This window comes from Dorea sp. OM07-5 (assembly GCF_003481355.1).
Taxonomy (GTDB): Bacteria; Bacillota; Clostridia; order Lachnospirales; family Lachnospiraceae; genus Dorea_D; species Dorea_D hominis.
The window spans coordinates 145,817-167,801 of the sequence record NZ_QUKZ01000006.1; the positions used below are offsets into that span (position 1 = coordinate 145,817).

General features: G+C 41.1%; 18 protein-coding genes, 1 tRNA gene and 1 riboswitch. Of the genes, 16 read left to right on the forward strand and 3 right to left on the reverse strand.

Translation table 11 applies throughout. The features are described from left to right. Window positions 1-89: 89 nt before the first annotated feature. The 12 genes from DXC04_RS07765 (at window position 90) to DXC04_RS07820 (ending at window position 15,141) form a co-directional block, all read left to right on the forward strand. Window positions 90-2,786 carry an FIVAR domain-containing protein gene (locus DXC04_RS07765; RefSeq protein WP_118660673.1) on the forward strand — a complete coding sequence of 899 codons (2,697 nt, stop codon included), beginning with the start codon at window positions 90-92 and terminating at the stop codon, window positions 2,784-2,786. A gap of 230 nt (window positions 2,787-3,016) precedes the next feature. Beyond that, entirely contained in the window at window positions 3,017-6,286 is a 3,270-nt protein-coding gene (locus DXC04_RS07770) for a rhodanese-like domain-containing protein (protein ID WP_118660675.1), read from the forward strand. Window positions 6,287-6,660: 374 nt separating this feature from the next. Next, window positions 6,661-7,686, forward strand: a complete 1,026-nt coding sequence (gene gap / locus DXC04_RS07775; protein ID WP_118660677.1) for a type I glyceraldehyde-3-phosphate dehydrogenase — start codon at window positions 6,661-6,663, stop codon at window positions 7,684-7,686. A 339-nt stretch (window positions 7,687-8,025) separates the two neighbouring features. Beyond that, window positions 8,026-8,598: a 2-oxoacid:acceptor oxidoreductase family protein gene (locus tag DXC04_RS07780; RefSeq protein WP_021859601.1), complete on the forward strand. Its 573-nt coding sequence runs from the start codon at window positions 8,026-8,028 to the stop codon at window positions 8,596-8,598. Next, window positions 8,598-8,900, forward strand: coding sequence for a 4Fe-4S binding protein (locus DXC04_RS07785; protein WP_021859600.1), 303 nt, complete (start codon window positions 8,598-8,600; stop codon window positions 8,898-8,900). Before DXC04_RS07780 ends, DXC04_RS07785 begins: the two co-directional genes overlap by 1 nt. Before the next feature lies 1 nt (window position 8,901). Beyond that, window positions 8,902-10,083 (forward strand): hypothetical protein, encoded by a 1,182-nt coding sequence (porA, locus tag DXC04_RS07790; RefSeq protein ID WP_021859599.1) that lies wholly within the window; start codon window positions 8,902-8,904, stop codon window positions 10,081-10,083. A gap of 17 nt (window positions 10,084-10,100) precedes the next feature. After that, window positions 10,101-11,033: a thiamine pyrophosphate-dependent enzyme gene (locus DXC04_RS07795; protein ID WP_021859598.1), complete on the forward strand. Its 933-nt coding sequence runs from the start codon at window positions 10,101-10,103 to the stop codon at window positions 11,031-11,033. A gap of 62 nt (window positions 11,034-11,095) precedes the next feature. After that, window positions 11,096-11,203: riboswitch (TPP riboswitch) on the forward strand. 147 nt (window positions 11,204-11,350) lie between these two features. After that, window positions 11,351-11,548: a sulfur carrier protein ThiS gene (gene thiS, locus DXC04_RS07800; RefSeq protein WP_021859597.1), complete on the forward strand. Its 198-nt coding sequence runs from the start codon at window positions 11,351-11,353 to the stop codon at window positions 11,546-11,548. Window positions 11,549-11,684: 136 nt separating this feature from the next. Then, on the forward strand, window positions 11,685-12,341 hold the full coding sequence (gene thiF / locus DXC04_RS07805; RefSeq protein WP_408640167.1) for a sulfur carrier protein ThiS adenylyltransferase ThiF: 657 nt from the start codon (window positions 11,685-11,687) through the stop codon (window positions 12,339-12,341). Between the two features lie 32 nt (window positions 12,342-12,373). Further along, entirely contained in the window at window positions 12,374-13,147 is a 774-nt protein-coding gene (locus DXC04_RS07810; RefSeq protein ID WP_118660679.1) for a thiazole synthase, read from the forward strand. Window positions 13,148-13,186: 39 nt separating this feature from the next. Beyond that, window positions 13,187-14,401: a 2-iminoacetate synthase ThiH gene (gene thiH, locus DXC04_RS07815; protein ID WP_021859594.1), complete on the forward strand. Its 1,215-nt coding sequence runs from the start codon at window positions 13,187-13,189 to the stop codon at window positions 14,399-14,401. Between the two features lie 104 nt (window positions 14,402-14,505). Next, window positions 14,506-15,141, forward strand: a complete 636-nt coding sequence (locus tag DXC04_RS07820) for a thiamine phosphate synthase (protein WP_021859593.1) — start codon at window positions 14,506-14,508, stop codon at window positions 15,139-15,141. A 93-nt stretch (window positions 15,142-15,234) separates the two neighbouring features. Here the strand turns inward: DXC04_RS07820 and mgtE are convergent, their stop codons facing one another. Further along, complete coding sequence (mgtE, locus tag DXC04_RS07825) at window positions 15,235-16,629, reverse strand: magnesium transporter (protein WP_118660681.1); 1,395 nt, start codon at window positions 16,627-16,629, stop codon at window positions 15,235-15,237. Window positions 16,630-17,111: 482 nt separating this feature from the next. Between mgtE and DXC04_RS07830 the strand changes: the two genes are divergently transcribed. Next, the gene (locus DXC04_RS07830) at window positions 17,112-17,666 is read left to right on the forward strand and encodes a carboxymuconolactone decarboxylase family protein (protein ID WP_021859701.1); all 555 of its coding nucleotides are present in this window, start codon (window positions 17,112-17,114) and stop codon (window positions 17,664-17,666) included. Between the two features lie 263 nt (window positions 17,667-17,929). Here the strand turns inward: DXC04_RS07830 and DXC04_RS07835 are convergent. Together DXC04_RS07835 and DXC04_RS07840 are read right to left on the reverse strand one after the other, a co-directional pair. Further along, window positions 17,930-18,013: transfer RNA gene (locus DXC04_RS07835), tRNA-Leu, on the reverse strand. A gap of 130 nt (window positions 18,014-18,143) precedes the next feature. After that, on the reverse strand, window positions 18,144-19,262 hold the full coding sequence (locus tag DXC04_RS07840; RefSeq protein WP_118660683.1) for a DUF4317 domain-containing protein: 1,119 nt from the start codon (window positions 19,260-19,262) through the stop codon (window positions 18,144-18,146). A 247-nt stretch (window positions 19,263-19,509) separates the two neighbouring features. Between DXC04_RS07840 and sdaAB the strand changes: the two genes are divergently transcribed. Genes sdaAB through DXC04_RS07855 form a run of 3 tightly spaced genes read left to right on the forward strand, consistent with a single transcriptional unit; the run spans window position 19,510 to window position 21,768 of the window. After that, window positions 19,510-20,181: an L-serine ammonia-lyase, iron-sulfur-dependent subunit beta gene (sdaAB, locus tag DXC04_RS07845; RefSeq protein ID WP_118288414.1), complete on the forward strand. Its 672-nt coding sequence runs from the start codon at window positions 19,510-19,512 to the stop codon at window positions 20,179-20,181. A 25-nt stretch (window positions 20,182-20,206) separates the two neighbouring features. Then, window positions 20,207-21,076, forward strand: a complete 870-nt coding sequence (gene sdaAA / locus DXC04_RS07850) for an L-serine ammonia-lyase, iron-sulfur-dependent, subunit alpha (RefSeq protein ID WP_021859704.1) — start codon at window positions 20,207-20,209, stop codon at window positions 21,074-21,076. Between the two features lie 56 nt (window positions 21,077-21,132). Beyond that, on the forward strand, window positions 21,133-21,768 hold the full coding sequence (locus DXC04_RS07855) for an endonuclease III domain-containing protein (RefSeq protein WP_021859705.1): 636 nt from the start codon (window positions 21,133-21,135) through the stop codon (window positions 21,766-21,768). Window positions 21,769-21,985: the final 217 nt, after the last annotated feature.

The following is a 21,985-nucleotide window of genomic DNA, read 5'->3' on the forward strand; positions in this document are numbered from 1 at the left end:
ACAATACCGATTGGAGAGAATGCGAAAAACAACGTATAATAGTAATCGTAATGTAATTAACAAATGAAAAAAGAAAAGGAGAAAAAGTAATGGGGAAAATGAAAAGAATTTTTGCCTGGCTCCTGTCTTTAGCAATGGTTTTAGGATTGTTTGCAGGACAGGTAAATGTAGCGAAAGCTGCAGGATATGGAATCTACAGCTATGCTCTTGATTCAAAAGAGCTTCCGAGTGAAGGAGGAGAACTTGTCGCAACAATTAAGTTTGACGACTTTTCAACAACAGACAGTCCGATTTATTACCAGTTAAAGAAAGATATTGGTGATTATAATTGGGAAATAGTAAAAGGATATGAGAATGTTGAAGGACAGGTTGTCGGGAACAAACTGAAAGTAAATATTCCGGCAAACAAAGAGACAACAGAAGTGAAATATAAACTGATCGTAAACCTGACAAGTGGAAAGTTCGAGAATTCTTGGGGTGGGACGGAACAAGGTGCCAAGAGAGCATCTTTCACTGTTGCAGCAGCCAATGCAGGATCAGAGGAAGAGAAAGTTTTATCTGATGAAACTACATTCCGTGCAAAAGTAGTAGATGAAAATGGAGCTCCGGTAGAAGGTGTAAAATTAGTCGGAAAAGATGAGTCTTTTGGAAATGAGCCGGAATTTACATCAAATGCAAATGGTGTGGCAGAGTATGAAATAGAAGATAATGACATAACATGTATTTACACGATCAGAGTTTCGGAAGACAGTGGATGGACAAGTGAGAACAGATGTACATTTGAAGTTGGTCATGATCAATCATGGAGTCCGATTATTTCCAAAATTAACGGAAAATCAATCAATCAGGCTGGCGAAATTAAGTTTGTAGTTAAGAAGGCAGCGGCTGATGATGCACAAAAAGTGGCATTAAAAGCTGTAATCGATGAAGTAGAAAAATTAAACAAAGACAATTATACATCAAAAAGCTGGGCAGCTCTTCAGCAGGCGCTTACAGAAGCAAAGACAGTATATGAAAACAAAAATGCAACAACAGCGCAGATTGCGACAGCAAAAAGTAATTTAGAGACAGCGAAAAAGGGACTGGTAGAAATGTCTCCTGAAAGAAAAGCGCTGGAAGCTAAGGTCGCTGAGGCTAAGAAATTTGATTACAGTCTGTATACAGATGAAAGCAAAGCAAAAGTTATGTCTGCAGTAGATGCAGCAGAAAAATTAACTGACAATGCTTCTGTAGAAGAAATCAAAGCTGCACAGAAGAACATTGAAGATGCAATGGAAGCATTAAAAAAAGTTCCATCATGGGATTCAGCAAATATTGGTGTGTCAAGGGATAAGCTGACAAGCAAAGGTGGAACGGTAGAACTTCGACTTGTATTAGACAATTACGGAGCAGACGAGGGAACAATTTACTATCGTGTGCGTAAGAAAACGATTACTCCAGAGGGTTATCCGATGTGGGATGAAGTACAGACAAATGTACCAACTCAGATTTCTAAGGAAAATCCAATCATCAAAGTAACACTTCCTGAAAATACAACAGAGAAGGAAGAAGAATATCAGATCACACCAACAAGCAAAAAAGGTACTTATACAAACCTGAAAGGTGTGAGTGTAACTGTTATTCCGGCATCACAGGATGAAGAATATACAAACAATTCCGCTTTCTCAGCAGAAGATGTATACCGTGTGAAAGCAGTAGATGCTGAAGGTGTACCGGTAGAAGGCGTAGAATTTAAATTAACAGCAGATAATGACAAAACTCGTGTCAGAAATATTGTGACAAATAATAAAGGTGTAGCTGAGTATGAGATCAATCCGGCAGAAGACAGTGGATTAACTTATAATGTAACAGTTGCAGATGACACAGATTGGGTAAGCAGTGTAATTTTGGTTAATGCACATAACTTTACAGTAAGTGAAGGAGAGAATGCAGTAATTACAAGTATTGATGGATTCTCAGTTGAGAGCGCAGGCGATGTTCGTATTGCTGTTAAGAAAAATCCAAAATACGATATTACAGATGCAGCAAAAATGCAGATGGAAAAAGTTCTTGCTGATGCAGAGCAGAAAAATGAAGTTGACTTCACAAAAGAAAGCTGGAATGCTTACAAAGAAGCAGTAGATGCTGCAAAGGCTATTTCTGAGAAGGTAGCAGGAGCAGAAAGAGTTACAGCTGCAGATTACCAGAATGCGATCCAGGCTGTGAAAGACGCAGAAGCAGCATTAGTTAAAGCAGAAGTTCCAAAACCGGAACCAGAAGTGAAAAAAGTAGCTTCCGTAAAACTTGCTAAGACAAGCTATGTATACGATGGAAAGGTAAAGAAACCAGCCGTTGTTGCAAAGAACAATAAAGGTGAGAAAATTACAAGCAAAGATTACACAGTAAAATATGCAGCAGGATGCAAAAATGTCGGAACATACACAGTAAAAGTTACTTTCAAGGGAGACTACAAAGGAACATTTACAAAGACATTCAACATTAATCCAAAGGGAACAAGCCTTTCAAAAGTAAAAGCTGCAAGAAAGAGCTTCAGCGCAACATGGAAGAAACAGAGCAAACAGACAAGCGGATACCAGTTACAGTATTCTACAAACAAAAAGTTCGCAAAATCTGTAAAGACATCTACGATTTCTAAAAATACAACTGTTAAGAAAACAGTGAAGAAATTAAAGGCGAAGAAAACTTACTATGTAAGAGTCCGTACTTATAAGACAGTCAAAGTTGGCAAGAAGAGTGTGAAGATTTACTCAGGCTGGTCAGCTGCTAAAAAAGTGAAAACAAAATAGTCGAAGAGAATAACGAATAAAAAAATTCCCGGCATGTACATAATCGGATGTGTATGTCGGGAATTTTGTTGCTATAGTATCTGATGACGATTATTGATAATAAATATCAATAAGAATCTATAAGTGCTTTTATATATCAAAAATACCAATTGGAGTGAAAGTTTCTATTGCAGTAAAATATTATCAGGGATTATATACCCTGATACAAATTTACAAAAGGAGGGTAAATCATGAAAAATTTTATGAAAAAGGCTGCGGTAGCAATGATTGCTATGTTAGCAGTTGTAGCAGTTTTCGGTACAAGCGTACCGGCACAGGCAGCGTCCAAAGCACCGAAGAGCCTTTCCGTGAAGGTAACAACAAAAACAGTTGATATCAAAGGAAAGTCTACAATTTCGGTCAAATCAGTAAAGCCTGCAAATGCAAGCAAGGCAGTTACTTACAAATCAAGCAACAAGAAGATTGCAACCGTATCTTCCAAAGGTGTTGTAACAGGTAAGAAAGCCGGAAAGGTAAACATTACTGTAACATCCAAGAAGAACAAAAAAGTGAAAAAAGTTGTTAAGATTACTGTTAAGAACTTAAAACCAAGCAGCGTTAAAGTAAGTGCTGTCAAAGCAACTGTAGTAGTCGGAAAAACAAACACACTGAAAGCAACTGTAAAACCGGCTGGCGTATACTGCCCTGTAAAATGGACAAGCAGCAACAAAGCAGTAGCAACTGTAAGCAGCAATGGGAAAGTAACAGCTAAGAAGGCTGGTACAGCAACAATTACTATAAAAGCAACACAGAAAAACAGCAAAGGCAAATATCTGTCAACTACATGCAAGGTGACAGTTGTTGATTTCGCAACCGCTACAACAACTCAGGTAAAAGAGTATGCAAAGAGCGCAAGCGACAACAAAGTATTAGTTGATGCAAGACTTACAGATGCTTATCAGGGATGGGCATTAGATGGTGTCAGCAAAGGCGGACATATCAAAAATTCTGTAAACGTATCTTCACAGTGGATGACAGCCGGATTTTCGTCACAATCTGCCGAAAATTCTACAAGAGAAGATTATATCGAGCAGGAGTTAAAAGCGATTGGTGTTACGACTGCTAAAAGCTATGTAATCTATGATACAAACGGAAAAGATGCAGCAACTGTTGCAGCTTATCTGCAGAAAAAAGGATACAAGGACCTTTCCATTTACAATGCAAAATCTGCAATCAACAAAGGAACATTTACAATGGAATCATACAAGAATTATGATCTGTATGTTCCGGCAGAAGTTGTAAAGAATGTCAGCGACCATGTTACAAAGAATACAGCACTTTCTTCAGAAGCTAAGAAAGTAACAGGTGGAAGCAATATTGTAATACTGGATGTAGCCTGGGGAGATGAGACAAATAACCCGGATACAGGATCTGGATATGAAGATGCACATGTACCGGGATCTGTTCATGTAAATACAGATGAATATGAGACTCCAAAGGTATATGTACCGGAAAAAGACGAAGCCTACCGTTCAGAGTGGAGACTGAATGATGATGCAACACTTCTGAAACTTGCAGCAGACAAAGGTGTTACAAAAGATAGCAGTGTAATCATCGTTGGTTCAGAGCCGATGGCAACAACACGTATGGGTGTTATCCTTAAATATCTTGGATGCGAGGATGTTCACGTAATGAGCGAAGGTATGGTTGGATGGAATGCCAAAGGATATGAGATGGAAAAAGGCATCAACAAACCAAAAGCAGTAGCAAGCTTTGGAACCGACAAACCTTTACATCCGGAATATATTGATACAATTTCAGAAGCAAAAGAACTTCTGAAAGATGATAACGTACAGTTAGTAGATACACGTACTCAGGAAGAATGGGACGGTAAGAGTTCAGGATATAGTTACCATGATCTGAAAGGTAGAATCGAGGGATCCGTATTTGGCCCATCAGGACGTGGATATTCAAGCTCTATGATCTATTATCGTAATGCTGATAAATCTATGAGAAGCAAAGAAGGACTGGAAACACTTTGGAAATCTCAGGGTATAGATGTAAGCAAACATCTGTCATTCTTCTGCGGAAGTGGATGGAGAGCTGCTGAGACTATGTGGGATGCTCTTGTTTTAGGATATGATAATGTATCTCTTTACAGCGATGGTTGGATCGGCTGGAGTAACGAAGGAAATCCATACATTGATGCAAACGGAAATAAAGTATTCTACAATAAGAATACAAATTCTGTAGAAACAACAGCTGCATCCGTATCCAAACAGCAGGTATATGTATCGCCGGAATGGTTAAAGAGTGCAATGTCCGGACTTCAGAAAGGATATGAAAATGTATTCGTATCAGAAGTTGCATGGGGAGACACAGCAGGAGATAAAAACTATAATGCAGGTCATATTCCGGGAGCATATCATATCAACTCAGATGCAGTAGAATATGACGACTGTGATCCATGGCCATATGGAGATGGAAAAGACGATTTCGGACTTTATGACGAAAAAGATGTAAAACCGGAAGATAACTTTAATATCCGCAGCGGTAAACAGTTAAGCGAGTTCCTGAAAAGAAACGGAATTACAAAAGATACAAAAGTAGTTTTATACGGCAGAAGCGCATCTGATTCTAGCGTAACAAGAGTTGCGTTTGCAATGCTTTATGCAGGAGTTGAAGACGTAAAAGTTGTCGATGGCGGTATGCAGGCATGGAAAGCTGCCGGATACGATGTGGAGACAAAAGTAAACGAGCAGAAAGCCGGAGGAGATAATTACAGCTTCGGTACAACTGTTCCGGCGCATCCAGAGTACATCCTGTCAGCAGAGGATGCAAAAGACAAACTACAGAATGACGCAAACTTCCGTCTGGTAAGTATCCGTTCTACAAAAGAATTTGAAGGCGAAGAAACAGGTTATGGATATATCGACTATGCAGGAGAGCCTTTAGGTGCTGTATGGGGACATAACACAGATGATGGAAGCTATGTTGAAAACGGTAAAGTTGTAGGAATCGACAAAGTAAAATCTATCCTTGCAGAGTCTGACTCTTCTTTAGACAATGAATTATCATTCTATTGCGGAACCGGATGGAGAGCTACAATCCCATTCCTGATCTGTTATCAGAATGGTGTGAAGAACATCAGCCTGTATGATGGCGGATGGTGGTTATGGCAGCTGAATTGGCAGAAAGACAAAGCTGCATGGCCAATTCAGGACGTATCTGCAGATGTTGTAAAGAACTATGCACAGCTTAGCTTTGCAGCAGAAAAAGTAAACAAAGATGCTTCCGGTAAAATGCTTGTTGCAGGAGCTTCTGCAGCAGAAAATAAACTGGCTTGCTGGCCGGCACGTGTAAGCAGTAAAGTTGTTTATGGCTCTTCCGACAAGAAGGTTGCAACAGTAGATGCAACTGGAAAAGTTACAGCAGTCGCAGCAGGAGAAGCTACTATTACTGCAAGAACAAAAGCTGGAAATAAGGCAACATACAAAGTTGTTGTAAGCCCGGCTCAATAAAATGAATCTAAGTGCTTACAGGTATGAAATGGTTTAAGCATAATGATTTATAAATAAAGAATATAATACGAATAAAATGGTGCTTTGCGCAGATACGCAAGGCACCATTTTCTATATAATAGGAAACTTCATTTCTATTCTTTTTAATCCTGATTAGGAGGTTGTCGGAAGGAGGCATATTCAGTCAGAAATATCTGTGAAAAAATCGAAATCTTGTTAAATATTTACGTATCCCGTTAAATGATTAATTACTATCAATTCGGTAGTATTCCGGGAAAAAGTATGTTACACTCGCGATAGATTGTGGCGGACTGTTATTGCAAATGGGGAAAGATACAAAAGTATTAATATGTCATACACAGGAGGTATTTATTATGGCAATAACAATTGGCATCAACGGATTTGGACGCATTGGCAGAGTCGCATTCCGTATTGCCATCAATCAGCCGGAGCAGTTTAAACTTTGTGGGATCAACGTAAGAAACGCTGATCTGGATTATATTCTTTATATGATCCGTTACGATTCAATATTCGGACGTTTTCAGGGAACGCTCGAAAAGTATGAGGATGGAATCATCGTCAATGGTGAGAAGATTCGTGTGTACTCGGAAAATGATGCTGCAGACATTCGTTGGGGGGAATGTGGAGCAGAATATATTATAGATGCGACAGGTGCTTACTGTACTACAGAGAAAGCAATGGCACATATCAAAGGTGGCGCAAAGAAAGTAATCATTTCCGCACCTGCTAAAGACCAGGATACACCGACATTTGTAATGGGAATCAACCACGAACTTTATCAGCCGTCTATGCATGTTGTTTCGAATGCATCGTGTACAACAAACTGTCTTGCACCATTGTGTAAAGTCTTAGAAGACAATTACGGAATTGAGTATGGATTAATGTCTACGATACATTCTGCTACAGCTAAGCAGAAAGTAGTTGACTGCCGTTCACTTAAAGACTGGCGTACAGGACGTGCCGTATTTGGCAACCTGATCCCATCCACAACAGGAGCTGCAAAAGCGATTTCACTCGTTATTCCAACATTAAAAGATCGCATGAATGGGATTTCTTACCGTGTACCGACTTCAGATGTATCCATTGTGGATCTGAATGTTGCTTTAAAAACAAAAACCAGTTACGAAGATATTTGTAAGAAAATGAAAGAAGCTTCAGAGACATATCTGAAAGGAATTTTAGATTATATCGATGACGAAGTAGTATCTTCTGACTTTATCGGAGACAGCCATGCATCATCCTTTGATGCACGTGAAGGAATCCAGATCAATGGACATTTCTTCAAGCTTATCAGCTTCTATGATAATGAGTGGGGGTACACAAATCAGATTTTCCGCCTGATCAAACATATGTATCAGGTAGATAGCGGTATCAAGTAGTGATACCAGGGTTGTAGAATGAAAAAGTAAAAATATAAGAAAAAGTAAATATCCGTAATAACAGTCGAAAGTCACGAAAAAGCATCCCAGGAGAATTGTCGATGAGCAGATCTTCTGGGGTGCTTTTTCGTGGTGAGATGTTTCTGTGGACTTGAGAGATACAAGTTGATTCTTGGTGTCTTACGCCGGAAAAGTATCTACATCTGCAAGAAAAAGCAAGATGCAGATGCAATTCTCAAGAATTATAAAAAACATAAAAACAGAGTGCACTCTAGACATGCACATATTTATACAGTATAATCAGAATAATACTAGTTTTTAAAGAAAGGAATACGAAAGATGAGTAATCATACAGAAATCAGATGGCACGGTCGTGGTGGTCAGGGTGCAAAAACAGCCGCATTGTTGCTGGCAGATGTAGCATTCCAGACAGGCAAATACGTACAGGGTTTTCCGGAGTATGGCCCGGAACGTATGGGAGCACCGATTACAGCATATAACCGAATCAGCGATACAAAGATCCGTGTACATTCTAATATTTATGATCCACAGTATGTAGTTGTAGTAGATGAATCCTTACTGGAATCCGTGGATGTGACTAGCGGTTTGAAAAAAGATGGAGCAATTCTTGTAAATACACAGCGCACAAAAGAGGAGATCATTCCGCATCTTCATGGATACGAAGGAGAAGTTTATATTATTGACGCACACAAAGTCTCAATGGAGGCAATGGGAAAATATTTCCCGAACACACCACTTCTTGCTGCAATTGTAAAAGTAGCAGGGATTATGGATGAGGAGACTTTCTTAAGAGAAATGAAAGCATCCTTCAAGCACAAATTCGCCAGCAAGCCGGAAGTTATTGACGGCAATATGAAAGCACTTGAGATGGCATTTAAGGAGGTGCACTAATGGCTACAGATATCAGTAAATTAGGTGTAAAAGCAACATGGGAAGAGCTGACAGAAGGTATGATCGTTGCCGGTGCAGGAACCTCCAAAGAGTTCAACACAGGGGAATGGTCAGAAGTAAAACCAGAATTTATCGCAGATAAATGTAAACAGTGTCTGCTTTGTGTACCGGTCTGTCCGGACAGCTGCATCCCGGTAAAAGACATGAAGAGACTGGATTTTGATTATGGACACTGCAAAGGATGTGGCATTTGCGTAAAAGCATGTCCATTTGACGCAATTAAGATGGAAGGGGTGAAATAAGATGGGAAAAAGAGAACGTTTATCAGGAAATGAAGCGGTTGCAATCGCATTGAGACAGATTAATCCAGATGTGTTCCCGGCATTCCCGATTACTCCGTCCACAGAGATTCCACAGTATTTCGCTTCTTTTGTAGCAAACGGACAGGTAGACACAGAGTTTATTCCGGTAGAGAGTGAGCACAGTTCCATGAGCGCTGCAATCGGAGCTTCGGCAGCAGGAGCAAGAAGTTTGACAGCGACTTCTTCCTGCGGACTTGCTTATATGTGGGAAGAATTATATATTGCGGCATCTAATAGACTGCCGTTAGCACTGGCTCTTGTAAACCGTGCACTTTCCGGCCCGATCAACATCAACTGTGACCATTCCGACAGTATGGGAGCAAGAGATGCAGGCTGGATCCAGATTTACGCAGAAAATAATCAGGAAGCATATGACAACATGGTGCAGGCATATCGCATTTCCGAACATGCAGATGTCAGACTGCCGATCATGATCTGTCAGGATGGATTTATCACCAGTCATGCAGTAGAAAATATCGAATTACTGGATGACGCAGAGGTAAAGAATTTCGTTGGAGAATATGAACCGGAAAATTATCTTCTGAATCCGGAATGCCCGATGGCAGTTGGTCCATATGCGATCACAGATTATTATATGGAAGCAAAACGCTCGCAGGCAGAAGGCATGAAACATGTACCAGCAGTTGTAGAGGAGGTTGCAAAGGAATTTGCGAAAGTATCCGGACGTGAATATGGTCTGTTTGAATCTTACTGCATGGAAGATGCTGAACGTGCAGTTGTAATGATCGGTTCTGCAGCAGGAACAACAAAAGATGCAATTGACCGCTTAAGAGAACAGGGAGAGAAAGTCGGACTTGTGAAGATCCGTCTGTTCCGCCCATTTCCGGCTGATGAGATCGCGGAGACGCTCAAAAATGTGAAAGCAGTTGCAATTATGGACCGTGCAGAAAGCTATACGAACCATGGCGGACCGTTAGGTGCAGATGTGATGAGTGCATTATACCGCGCAAAAGCAGATGCGCTGGCAGTGAATTACATCTACGGTCTTGGCGGACGTGACGTGCGCGTAGAAGACATGGAAGGCGTATTTGAAGCCCTGAAACAGATGATCGCAGATGGCGATGCAGGAGAAACCTACCGCTATCTTGGAATTAGAGAATAAGGAGGGCCGTAGAGAAGATGAGTTATAATTTTAAAGAGACAATGAATAAATCAGAGCGCCTGGCGCCAGGACACAGAATGTGTGCCGGATGTGGCGGAACAATCGCAGTTCGTAATGTACTGCGCGGTCTTCATGAAGGTGATAAAGCAGTCATCGGAAATGCAACAGGATGTCTGGAAGTATCCACATTTACATACCCATACACAGCATGGGAAGATAGCTACATTCATAATGCATTTGAAAATGCAGGCGCAACCATGAGTGGTGTGGAAGGTGCTTACAAAGCATTAAAACGAAAAGGAAAATTAGACGAAACATACAAATTTATCACATTTGGTGGTGACGGCGGTACTTATGATATTGGTCTGCAGTCACTGTCCGGAGCAATGGAGAGAAATCAGGATCTGGTATATGTCTGTTATGACAACGGTGCTTACATGAATACCGGCATCCAACGTTCTTCTGCAACACCGATGTATGCAGATACAACAACTACACCGGTAGGAAGCGAGAGTAACGGAAAACCACAGAACAGAAAAGATCTTGCATCTGTAATTGCTGCGCATGATATTCCGTATGTGGCACAGACAACGTTTGTACAGAACTTTAAAGATCTGCATATCAAATCCGAAAAAGCGATTTATACACCAGGCGCTGCTTTCTTAAATATTATGGCACCATGTCCGCGTGGATGGAGATACAATACGCCGGATATTATGGAGATTTGCAAACTTGGTGTAGAGACATGCTACTGGCCGTTATTTGAGGTCGTAGAAGGAAAATGGATTCTGAACTATGAGCCGAAGAAGAAACTCCCAATCGAAGATTTCTTAAGACCACAGGGAAGATTCAAACATCTTTTCAAGAAAGGCAATGAGTATCTGTTAGAGGCTTTCCAGAAAGAAGTAGACAGAAGATGGGAAGAACTTCAGTTCAGATGCTCCAGATAAGGATGTGATATAAAATATATTTGACAGATTTGTGAAATACATTTATACTGGAGAGGAACAATCAAATAGAACCGGGGAGCTTATGTGATAGGCTGAGAGGAAGTTTAAAACTTCGACCCATATACCTGATTTGGATAATGCCAACGTAGGAACGCAAGGAATATGCTATGAGCGGAAGATACTTTGGTATCTTCCGTTTTTGTTATTAACAGGTATAAAAGATTGAGAGTGAACAAGAGTTCATGAAGGGGCGCACCACCGCGGGTACGTTTCTTTGTGAACTCTTTTTTTCTAAGATTAAAAGGAGGTGTAGTGAAATGATCACAGTAAATGGAAAAGAGATTCAGATGAAACAGTCAATATCTGTTGCTGCTTATCTAGAAAACGCAGGATATCAGATGAAAAGGATTGCGGTAGAGTTAAATGGAGATATTCTTCCGAAATATGAATATTCCGATACGATGTTGAAAGACGGTGATCGTCTGGAAGTTGTGACATTTGTCGGAGGAGGCTAAAGCGGAAGAAAGAGTAGTCCGGGACAGAAAGAGATGAGCACAGGGATTATGACAGTTGCGTGAGGAAACCGATGAGGAAAAAGAAGTTCCGGACCAAAAAGAGATGAGCCAGGAAGTTAATGACATAAAGGAGAAAATGATGGAAGGACAGACAACAAAGACATTAACAAAAGAAGAGATCCAGGCGGCGTTGGAAGAACGTCATTCGCCGGAGATCCAGAAAAAATTATCTGCCGGACATGTGACAATTGCCGGACTTGGAGGGCTTGGATCAAATGTGGCGTATGCACTTGCAAGAATTGGTGTCGGGCATTTGCACTTGATTGATTTTGATGTAGTGGATATTACGAATCTGAACCGGCAGCAGTACTTTATGGAACATCTTGGAATGTATAAAACCGATGCGTTGAAATCGCTGCTTTTGAAAATCAATCCATATCTTGATATCCGGACAGACTGCGTGAAAGTGACAGAAGAGAATCTGATTTCTCTTTTTGAAGATGCAGGAATTGTATGCGAAGCGTTTGATAATCCAGAAGCAAAAGCAATGCTGGTAAATGGAATTCTACAGCATTTTCCGAAAAAGAAACTGGTATCGGCAACCGGAATGGCAGGCTATGGGAGCAGTAATACAATTCGCACAGAACATCTGATGAAGAACTTTTACCTGTGTGGTGACCGTGTGACAGAGCCAGGTTATGGAAATGGACTGATGGCGCCAAGAGTTGCAATCTGCGCTGCCCATGAAGCAAATATGATCACACGCTTGCTTCTTGGTGAGGAAGAGATATAAATCAAAAAATAATAAGAAAAGAGGACAAACATATGAGTACAAAAGACACATGGAGTCTGGGAGGACACACATTTACATCCAGATTTATTTTAGGATCAGGAAAATTTTTACTGGATCTTGTAAAAGCATGCATTGAAAAAGCAGATGCGCAGATCATTACACTGGCGCTTCGCCGCGCAAATGAAGGCGGACTGGCAAATATTCTGGATTATATTCCGGACAATGTAACATTACTTCCGAATACATCCGGAGCAAGAAATGCAGAAGAAGCTGTCAGAATCGCAAGATTATCAAGAGAAGTTGGATGCGGGGATTTTGTAAAAATCGAAGTTGTCCGCGACTCCAAATATTTATTGCCGGATAATTACGAAACAATAAAAGCAACGGAAATTCTTGCAAAAGAAGGATTTGTAGTTATGCCATATATGTATCCGGATCTGAATGCGGCAAGAGCGCTGGCAGATGCCGGAGCAGCATGCATTATGCCACTTGGAGCGCCGATCGGTTCCAATAAAGGACTTGCGACGAAAGAATTTATACAGATTCTCATTGATGAAATGGATCTACCGATCATCGTGGATGCCGGAATCGGTCGCCCATCACAGGCATGCGAAGCAATGGAAATGGGCGCAGCGGCAGTGATGGCAAATACAGCAATCGCAACAGCAGGTGATGTTCCGGTCATGGCAGAAGCATTTAAGAAAGCAATCGAGGCAGGGCGCAGTGCTTATCTGTCCGGACTTGGAAGAAAAATCGAAAGAGGTGCCAGCGCATCCTCTCCGCTTACGGGATTTTTAGAGGATTAATCTTAACAAAAATTGCAAAAATACAAGAAGGTAAAAAAGATGGAAAATCAACATATCAATGAAAGTATATTAAGTGAGGAGATTCTGGAAGATCAGAAGAAAAACAGAATCGATCATATGACATATTTGCCAGGAATGGAAGATATCGGCTCAGAAGTATTGGATCAGGTTGTAGAAGCTATGCAAGCTTACGATTATGATAAATACACGGCGGCAGATGTAAAGCGGGCAATCGCACACACATCCAGAACACCAGAAGATTTTGCGGCGCTTTTATCACCTGCGGCACTTCCGTTTATAGAAGAAATTGCACAGGCAGCAAAAGACGAGACACGCAGACATTTTGGAAACAGTGTGTATATGTTTACGCCGATTTATATTGCAAATTATTGCGAGAATTATTGTATTTACTGTGGATTCAACTGTCACAATAAAATTAACCGTGCGCAGTTAAATGATCAAGAAATTGAGAAAGAAATGCAGGCAATTGCAGAAACTGGATTACAGGAAATTCTCATTCTGACTGGGGAGAGCAGAAGTAAGTCCACAGTGGAATATATCGGAAATGCATGTAGGATTGCAAGAAAATATTTCAAAGTAATCGGACTTGAAATCTATCCGGTCAATTCAGACGAATATGCATATTTACACGAATGTGGTGCAGATTATGTGACCGTATTCCAGGAAACATACAATTCTGATAAATATGAAACATTACATTTGGCAGGACATAAACGTATTTATCCATATCGTGTGAATGCACAGGAGCGTGCTTTAAAAGGTGGCATGCGTGGTGTCGGATTCGGCGCACTTTTGGGATTGGATGATTTCCGCAAAGATGCATTTGCAACCGGATATCATGCATATTTATTACAGAGAAAATATCCACATGCAGAAATTGCATTTTCCTGTCCACGGTTGCGTCCGATCATCAATAACGACCGGATCAACCCGATGGATGTGCATGAGACACAGCTGTTGCAGGTTGTTTGCGCATATCGTCTCTTTATGCCATTTGCAAGCATTACCGTATCAACAAGAGAGTGCGCACGCGTGCGAGATCATCTCGTAGGTATTGCGGCTACTAAGATTTCTGCAGGAGTCAGCACCGGAATCGGAAGCCATGTGGAAGACATCGAGGACAAAGGCGATGATCAGTTTGAAATTTCTGATGGCAGAAGTGTGAAGGAAGTTTATGATGCATTGCTGAAAAATGATTTGCAGCCGGTCATGAGTGATTATATTTATGTATAGAGAATTATAAGATATAAAGAGATTATATTTTCGTAAAGAAATAAAATGCACGAAGCGATTATATTTTATGTGTGAACAAGTAAAAGATATAAAGAGATTATAGTATGTGTAAAGAAATAAAAAATACGGATGATAGATGTACAAATGAGAAAGTGCAAGGGTTTCATGTAGTTGCAGTGACAAACCGTACATTAAGCAAGAGACCATATTTAGAACAGATCCGAAAAATTTGTGAATGGGGACCGGATGCCATAATTTTGCGGGAAAAAGATCTGACCGAAAAAGAATATAAAGATCTTGCAGAGAAAGTGCTGGCAATCTGCAAAGAGTATCAGGTTCCATGTATTTTGCATACATTCTATCAAGTGGCGATGGAATTGCCGTGTGACGGCCTTCATTTGCCACTGCCATTGTTACGGGAAGTGACGGCTGGGAAAAGTGCATCTGGGCGGTGGAGAGAAAAATTTGCGAAACTTGGCACTTCTGTACATTCTGTAGAAGAGGCCATAGAAGCAGAAAAACTCGGTGCAACCTACATAACAGCAGGGCACATTTACGCTACAGACTGCAAAAAAGGGCTGCCGCCGAGAGGCTTGCTCTTTTTACGAGAAGTCTGTGAAGCTGTAGATATTTCTGTATATGGAATCGGTGGAATAAAATTCCACATGGACCAGTGGATAGAATTGGGAAAATGTGGAGCAATTGGTGGGTGTATCATGTCTGGCATGATGAAAATGTAAAAAACCGCAAAAGGGGACGGGGATTTTCTAGAAAATCCCCGTCCCCTTTTGCGGTTGCACCTGTCCCTTTTTAGAAAATCCCCGTCCCCTTTTCTAACCTGCTAAATGCATCAGGTTGATTAAAAGGATCCAACTAAGTCCGTAATAGGATACGACGGCAACAAGGTCGTTGACGGTTGTAATAAGTGGCCCGGATGCGACAGCCGGATCGACATGTATTTTCTTGAAGAAGAGAGGAATACATGTGCCAACGGCGCCGGAAATAACCATTGCCAATAACAGTGAAGCACCGATACAGCCGGAGACTGCATAGGCGAACAGGAAACTCTTTCCTTTGAAAAGTGCAATATACAATCCAATTAATACAAAGGACAGAACACCAAGGATAAAACCATTGGAAAATGCAATTTTCATTTCTTTTAATACAAGTTCAAATTTTTGTTTTCCGGTTAATGACTCGTCCATGAGGACACGAATCGTAACAGCAAGCGATTGTGTACCGACATTTCCGGCCATATCCAAAATCAGTGACTGGAAACACATAATTAATGTAAGCTGGCTTACAACTGTTTCAAATAATCCGACAACAGAAGAAACAACCATGCCAAGACCTAACAGAACCAGAAGCCACGGAAGTCGCTTTTTAATACTCTCGCGCAATGGCTCTTTCAAATCTTCTTCAGCGGTCAATCCGGCGAACTTTGCATAGTCTTCACCCATCTCGTCATCAACCAGGTCTACCATACTCTGGGATGTGATGACACCTAGCAGTTTGTTTTCATTGTCAAGAATCGGGATAGAATCCTCGGAATAATCTTTTAACTTTTCAATACAATCATCAATCAGTTCATTTCCATATACATAAGGATAAGACGTTACGATCAAGTCTTCCAACGGCTGATCCTGTCTTGCGATGATCAGATCTTTCAGATCCATAGCACCATAAAAAGTCTGTTTGTCTGTCACCATAAATATAGTAGAAATATTATCATTTTTTGCCGCCTGGTCAATAAGGCTGCTCATTGCCTGCTTGACCGTGAGATTTTCACGGATCATGATGCAGTTGGTTGTCATTTTGCTACCGATTTCTTCCTCGTCGAAAGAAGCAATAACGGCGATGTCTTTTCTGGCATCATCATCCATCAGTTCGATAAAAAGATTCTTTTTGTCTTTTGGAACCATCTGCAAAACATCTACAACGGCATCTGTTTCCATTGCAGACAAAATTAATGCCGCTTTTTTGACATCAATTTCATTCAAATATTCTGCTGCTTCTTTTTCATCGGTGTGTTCAAAGATATCAGAAAGCATATCCAGGTCGAGAATACGACAAAGTTTGACACGCTCTTTTATGGTCAGTTCCGGAAAAACTTCTGCGAGATCATTCTCGTGGTAGTCTTCCAGTTTGTTTCGCATAATCCCCGGAGAGGTGTTGCTCCGGATGATTTTTAGAATCTCCGGTGTGTAATTCTGTGTTTTATTTTCCATTTTTACCTCCAAGTTGCTGTGTGATTTTCAGTTGTTTAAATATCCTTAAGAAATGAATTTGTGCTGTCTTAAGAAATGAAAATCAGGGCATGGAAAATAGAATCAAAAATTATAGAAAACAACAGCATCGACTGTTGCTTGTTTCCGATTCTATATTCTTACTTCGCCCGTGACTATCACAACCGTCCATGCTGTTCACCTGCCTTTAAAATAATTTTAGAAATGATTGTTGGAATTATTGCGAAAATTGCAAAATCTCCCGTAGAATATTATAGCCTTTTCGATAATGAGGCGCAAGTGCTTTTATATGTAATAAAGTAAATTTACATCGTTTTAACAGAAATACATTTGTCAAAACACCAAAAAAACAAACAAAAAAGTGAGAAAATGTGAATTATGATTGACGGAAAATGTGGAAAGTAGTATTATGTTCCTATAAACCTACTGAAAGAATATGTTATAAAAATGGAGGGCATTAAGAAATGGCAAGAGTAGCATTTACAAATGAAAAAGAAGCTACAGGAAAAGAACTGGAAGCTTATCTTGAGTTAAAGAATCAGGGAAAATTAACAAATATGAAAGAAGCACTGCTTCAGGATTATGCAACATATGACGCATTTATGGGATGGTATACATCATGGAACAGACTGGTTGAAATTATTGGACAGCGTGCAGCAATTGTTTATGCACATTCTGTATCATCAACAAACGGATGCCTTCTGTGCTCCTTATTCTTCGTAAGCGATTTAGCAGAGATCGGAATTGATCCATCTAACTTTGAACCAACTGAGAAAGAAGCACTTCTGAAGAGTCTTGCAGAGCAGATCGTTAAGAACCCTACAAAAGTATCTGACGAGACATTTACAGAGTTAAAGAAATATTACACTGACAAAGAGATCGTAGTTATTGTTGGATTTGCATGCCAGATGATGGCAACAAATAATTTCAACTCTGTATTACAGATCGATGTTGATCAGAGACTGATCCCAATCCAGGACAAGTTCGAGCCTGCAACATGGAGAGATGCTATTAAATAAGTTTCGCAGGAAAATAGTAAGGGAACGAAAAAGACTTCATTTTTGGGCGTGCCCAGGGTGAAGTCTTTTGTTTTGTTCGCCAAATACGGATCCTTGTGCAAGCACAAATCTGTACTTGGCTCATCGTATACACAGAGATAAGATATGCTCTCGAGAATCTTGCTCTGATTAGCGGTCGTTAAATGCTGTCATGCAAATAGGATGCATTTGCTTCGTTGCAATAACAAAAGAACTCTTGATTACTCAAGAGTTCTTATCGCTAGTGCGGAGAAAGGGACTTGAACCCTCACAGGATTAACTCCCACTAGAACCTGAATCTAGCGCGTCTGCCATTCCGCCATCTCCGCTCGCTGACAAAAAGTATAATATCACATTCTGGCAGATAATGCAAATGTTTTTTTGTATTATTTGAAAAAATATGAAAATTTTTATTTGCACTCAATTGCAAAACGAAAGTCCATACTTTTTATCCCATGCTTAATGGACTTCAATTCCATTGACTTCCAGATGTTCATCAATCGGAATAACGAGACATTTCCGCCCGTCAATTTCTCGGGTTTCAACGAGATCAGACCGCTCCGGGTTTACTTTCAGAACAATATCCGGAGTTTCAATCTGGAAAGTCTTTGTGCTTGCAATATTGGCGGCAAGTAATGTCTGTTTTTCGCCGACCACTTCCTCAAACTCCTCATCGAAAGTTTCGAGATGTTCCTGGGAAGCGCCGCTTCTGGCAAGAAGATTCTTCATTTCCGGTTTGCCGAGTTCTAGCGGTTCCGGTGTTTCTTTGGCTTCTTCGATCATTTCATTCAGATTATCGTGAATATTTCTTACAACTTCATAATCACAATCTTCCCCCAGTGTGTCACTGATGATCGTTTGGAAAGATGCTTTCTGATCTTTTGCGGTAAGTGGGATCTGGCTTCCGAGAACATTTTCAATGAAGTCCGGCTGCAGCTCTTCTGGTTTCTTGGAGTAATACAGAACTCCGTGAAGATCACTTGCGCGGTCATTAAATGCCGGGAAGAGGAAACCTTTGACAGGTAATTCCACAAACCAGTCGCGGATACGGTCTTCAATATTGTTCGTCTCTGCATTGTATGTAAGTCCCGCTTTGGTAAGATTTACTGGACAGATACTGCACATGATATGTTCATATACAGTATCGGAAGCATCGAACATCTCCAGACCGTCTGAAGATTTGCCCGGCACATCATAGACCGCATGGATCAGTATGATGTAATAATTTTCCGGGTAAATATAATTTTCAATGACCTTATCGTAAAATTCCTCAACCAGAAGGTCATCGGTAAGCTTGCTGTCACGGAGCTTTAAGAGAAATTCCTGCGTTCCCCCCGGCATCTCCTGCTCTGTCGGAAATTCCATGTTCATCAGATTTTTCCCAAGTGTTCCGGATAACGTATGTTTGAAAATATCAAAATATTTGAGGGCTTCTTCTTCCGGCATGGAAAGAAAAGCCTTTTTCAGTTCTGTCTTTTTTTCTTTCTCGTGATCCACATAGCAGCCGCAAATACGTGTAATTGCACAGTTTTCCGGCGTGAACTGCTTGCGGATTTCCAGTACTTCTTTCTTGTTCATAGGTCATACACTCCCTTTTTCAGACTGACTTCAATGTTAGCATATCATGACTTTGTTTACAAGTTTGCAGTGTCAAAATAGATGAATACAGGAGTGGAAAGTGCGGTGGAAATTATGTGATTTTTATAACAAAAAAGAGAAAGAAAATAAGTAGAACGGCGTACAGAAAAAGATTGTAAAGAGAGGTGAGAAAACGTATAATAAGAAGTAGATATGTGTCAAAAAATAGAAAAGAGAGGGTAAAAAAATGGGAAATATCTTTGACATTTTAGGACCGGTTATGATCGGTCCATCAAGCTCCCACACAGCAGGTGCAGCGCGTATCGGTCTTATTGCAAGACAATTGTTCGGGAGACAGCCAGAGAAAGCTACAGTATATCTGCATGGCTCATTTGCTGCAACGGGGAAAGGACACGGAACGGACAAAGCACTGATCGCAGGATTATTGGGGATGCTGCCAGACGATATGCGGATTCCGGTAAGCTTTGATGTAGCAAAAGAAGAAGGCATGGAATTTACAATTGAGAACAAGGACATTAAAGGTGCACACCCGAATACAGCACAGATTGTGATGGAAGCAGAAGGTGTTCCGACGATGAAGATGCAGGCACATTCCATCGGTGGTGGTCGTATCAAAGTCTGCAAGCTGGATGGAATAGACGTGAATTTCAGCGGTGAGACATGCACTTTGATTATTCGAAATATAGATGAACCTGGACGGATCATGGATGTATCAGCAGCACTTTCCAAAGCGGAGATTAATATTGCGACAATGCAGGTATTTCGCGATAAACGTGGAGGCTGTGCGGTAATGGTTGTTGAGACAGATCAGGTGATTCCGAAGGAAGCAATCGAAGATCTGGAGAGTAAGCCGGGAATTATCCGGGTAAAATTCCTGGATCCGAACGGAGTAGAGTAAGAATAGTAAAAGGAGATAGAAGCGTATGTCATATCAATCAATGGAAGAAGCGCAGCTACGCTGCAAAAAAGATGGCATTCCATTCTGGAAGGCTGTACAGATAGAAGATGCAAATGAAAGAGGAGTTACACTGGAGAACTCCTGGAAACAGATGACAGGTATGTGGCAGTCTATGCTGGAAAACCTGGATGCCTATGAAGAGAATCTGGTTTCACAAAGTGGAATGGTCGGAAAAGACGGCGGTCAGATGGATGCCTACAGAGAGAATGAGAAACCGTTATGTGGCGATTTTATGGCAAAAGTTATGGCAAATGCATTGAAAATGGGCTGTAATAATGCATGCATGAAGAGAATAGTAGCAGCACCGACTGCTGGAGCATGTGGTGTACTTCCGGCAGTTCTTGTTACTTATTACAGAGAGTATCAGGTGCCGGAGGAAACGATGATAGAAGCATTATATGTAGCAGCAGGTCTGGGACAGATCATAGCCAACAGAGCATATCTTGCAGGTGCATCAGGTGGATGTCAGGCTGAGATCGGTTCCGGCTCCGGAATGGCAGCAGGTGCAATCTGTCATGTACGTGGTGGCAACAGTGAAGTGATCGCCAATGCATGTGCAATGGCGCTTAAGAATCTGATGGGACTGGTATGCGATCCGGTAGCGGGACTGGTAGAAGTCCCATGTGTGAAGAGAAATGTCGGAGGTGCAGTGAATGCACTGGCAGCTGCAGATATGGCGCTGGCTGGAATTACAAGTAAGATCCCGATCGATCAGGTGATTGATGCAATGAAAGATGTTGGAGATAAGATGGATGTTACTCTTCGTGAGACGGGTATCGGTGGTGTCGCAGGCACACCGGCAGGACAGGCTGTTGCAGAAAAACTGGGTATGTAATACATCATTCCAAGATTACAGATGATTAGTGATGGCAGCAAGAAGGAGCAGACAGAATGACAAAAAAACAAAGAGCACTTGAAGTAATAGAACGTTTGAAAAAGAGATATCCGGATGCGGACTGTACATTGGACTATGATCAGGCATGGAAGCTACTGGTAAGTGTGAGACTTGCCGCACAGTGTACGGATGCCAGAGTGAATATAGTCGTTGAAACATTGTATGATAAGTATCCGACGGTGAAAGCGCTGGCACAGGCTTCACCGGAAGAGATTGAAGAAATTGTCAGACCATGCGGACTTGGCAAAAGTAAGGCAAGAGATATCAGCGCTTGCATGAAGATTCTGGATGAACAATACGACGGAAATGTACCGGATGATTTTCAAGCGCTTCTGAAACTTCCAGGTGTTGGGCGTAAAAGCGCAAACCTGATTATGGGAGATGTGTTTGGAAAACCTGCGATCGTTACAGATACACACTGTATCCGGCTGTCTAACCGGATCGGACTGGTAGATGGAATCAAAGATCCGAAGAAAGTAGAGATGGAACTATGGAAGATCATCCCTCCGGAAGAAGGAAGTGAGCTCTGCCATCGTCTTGTATATCACGGAAGAGAAGTCTGTACAGCACGGACAACGCCACACTGTGACAGATGCTGTCTGGCAGATATCTGTAAAAAAGTGGGAGTCTGAAGTGTTATGTCGTTTTTGAAGAATGTCAGTGACAGATTCTTCATATATAGCTAAAAGTCAGACTATAAATGTAGTAATAAAAAACAGCACGGTAATATCTGAAAATGAGGGAATTCCTCAGAAAGATATTGCGGTGCTGTTTTTGTATTGCCCTAATATCCGGAGAAAACTGTCAGCGGCAGGCTTTGTAGCTCACTTTAGCATTGCCCGACAGAAA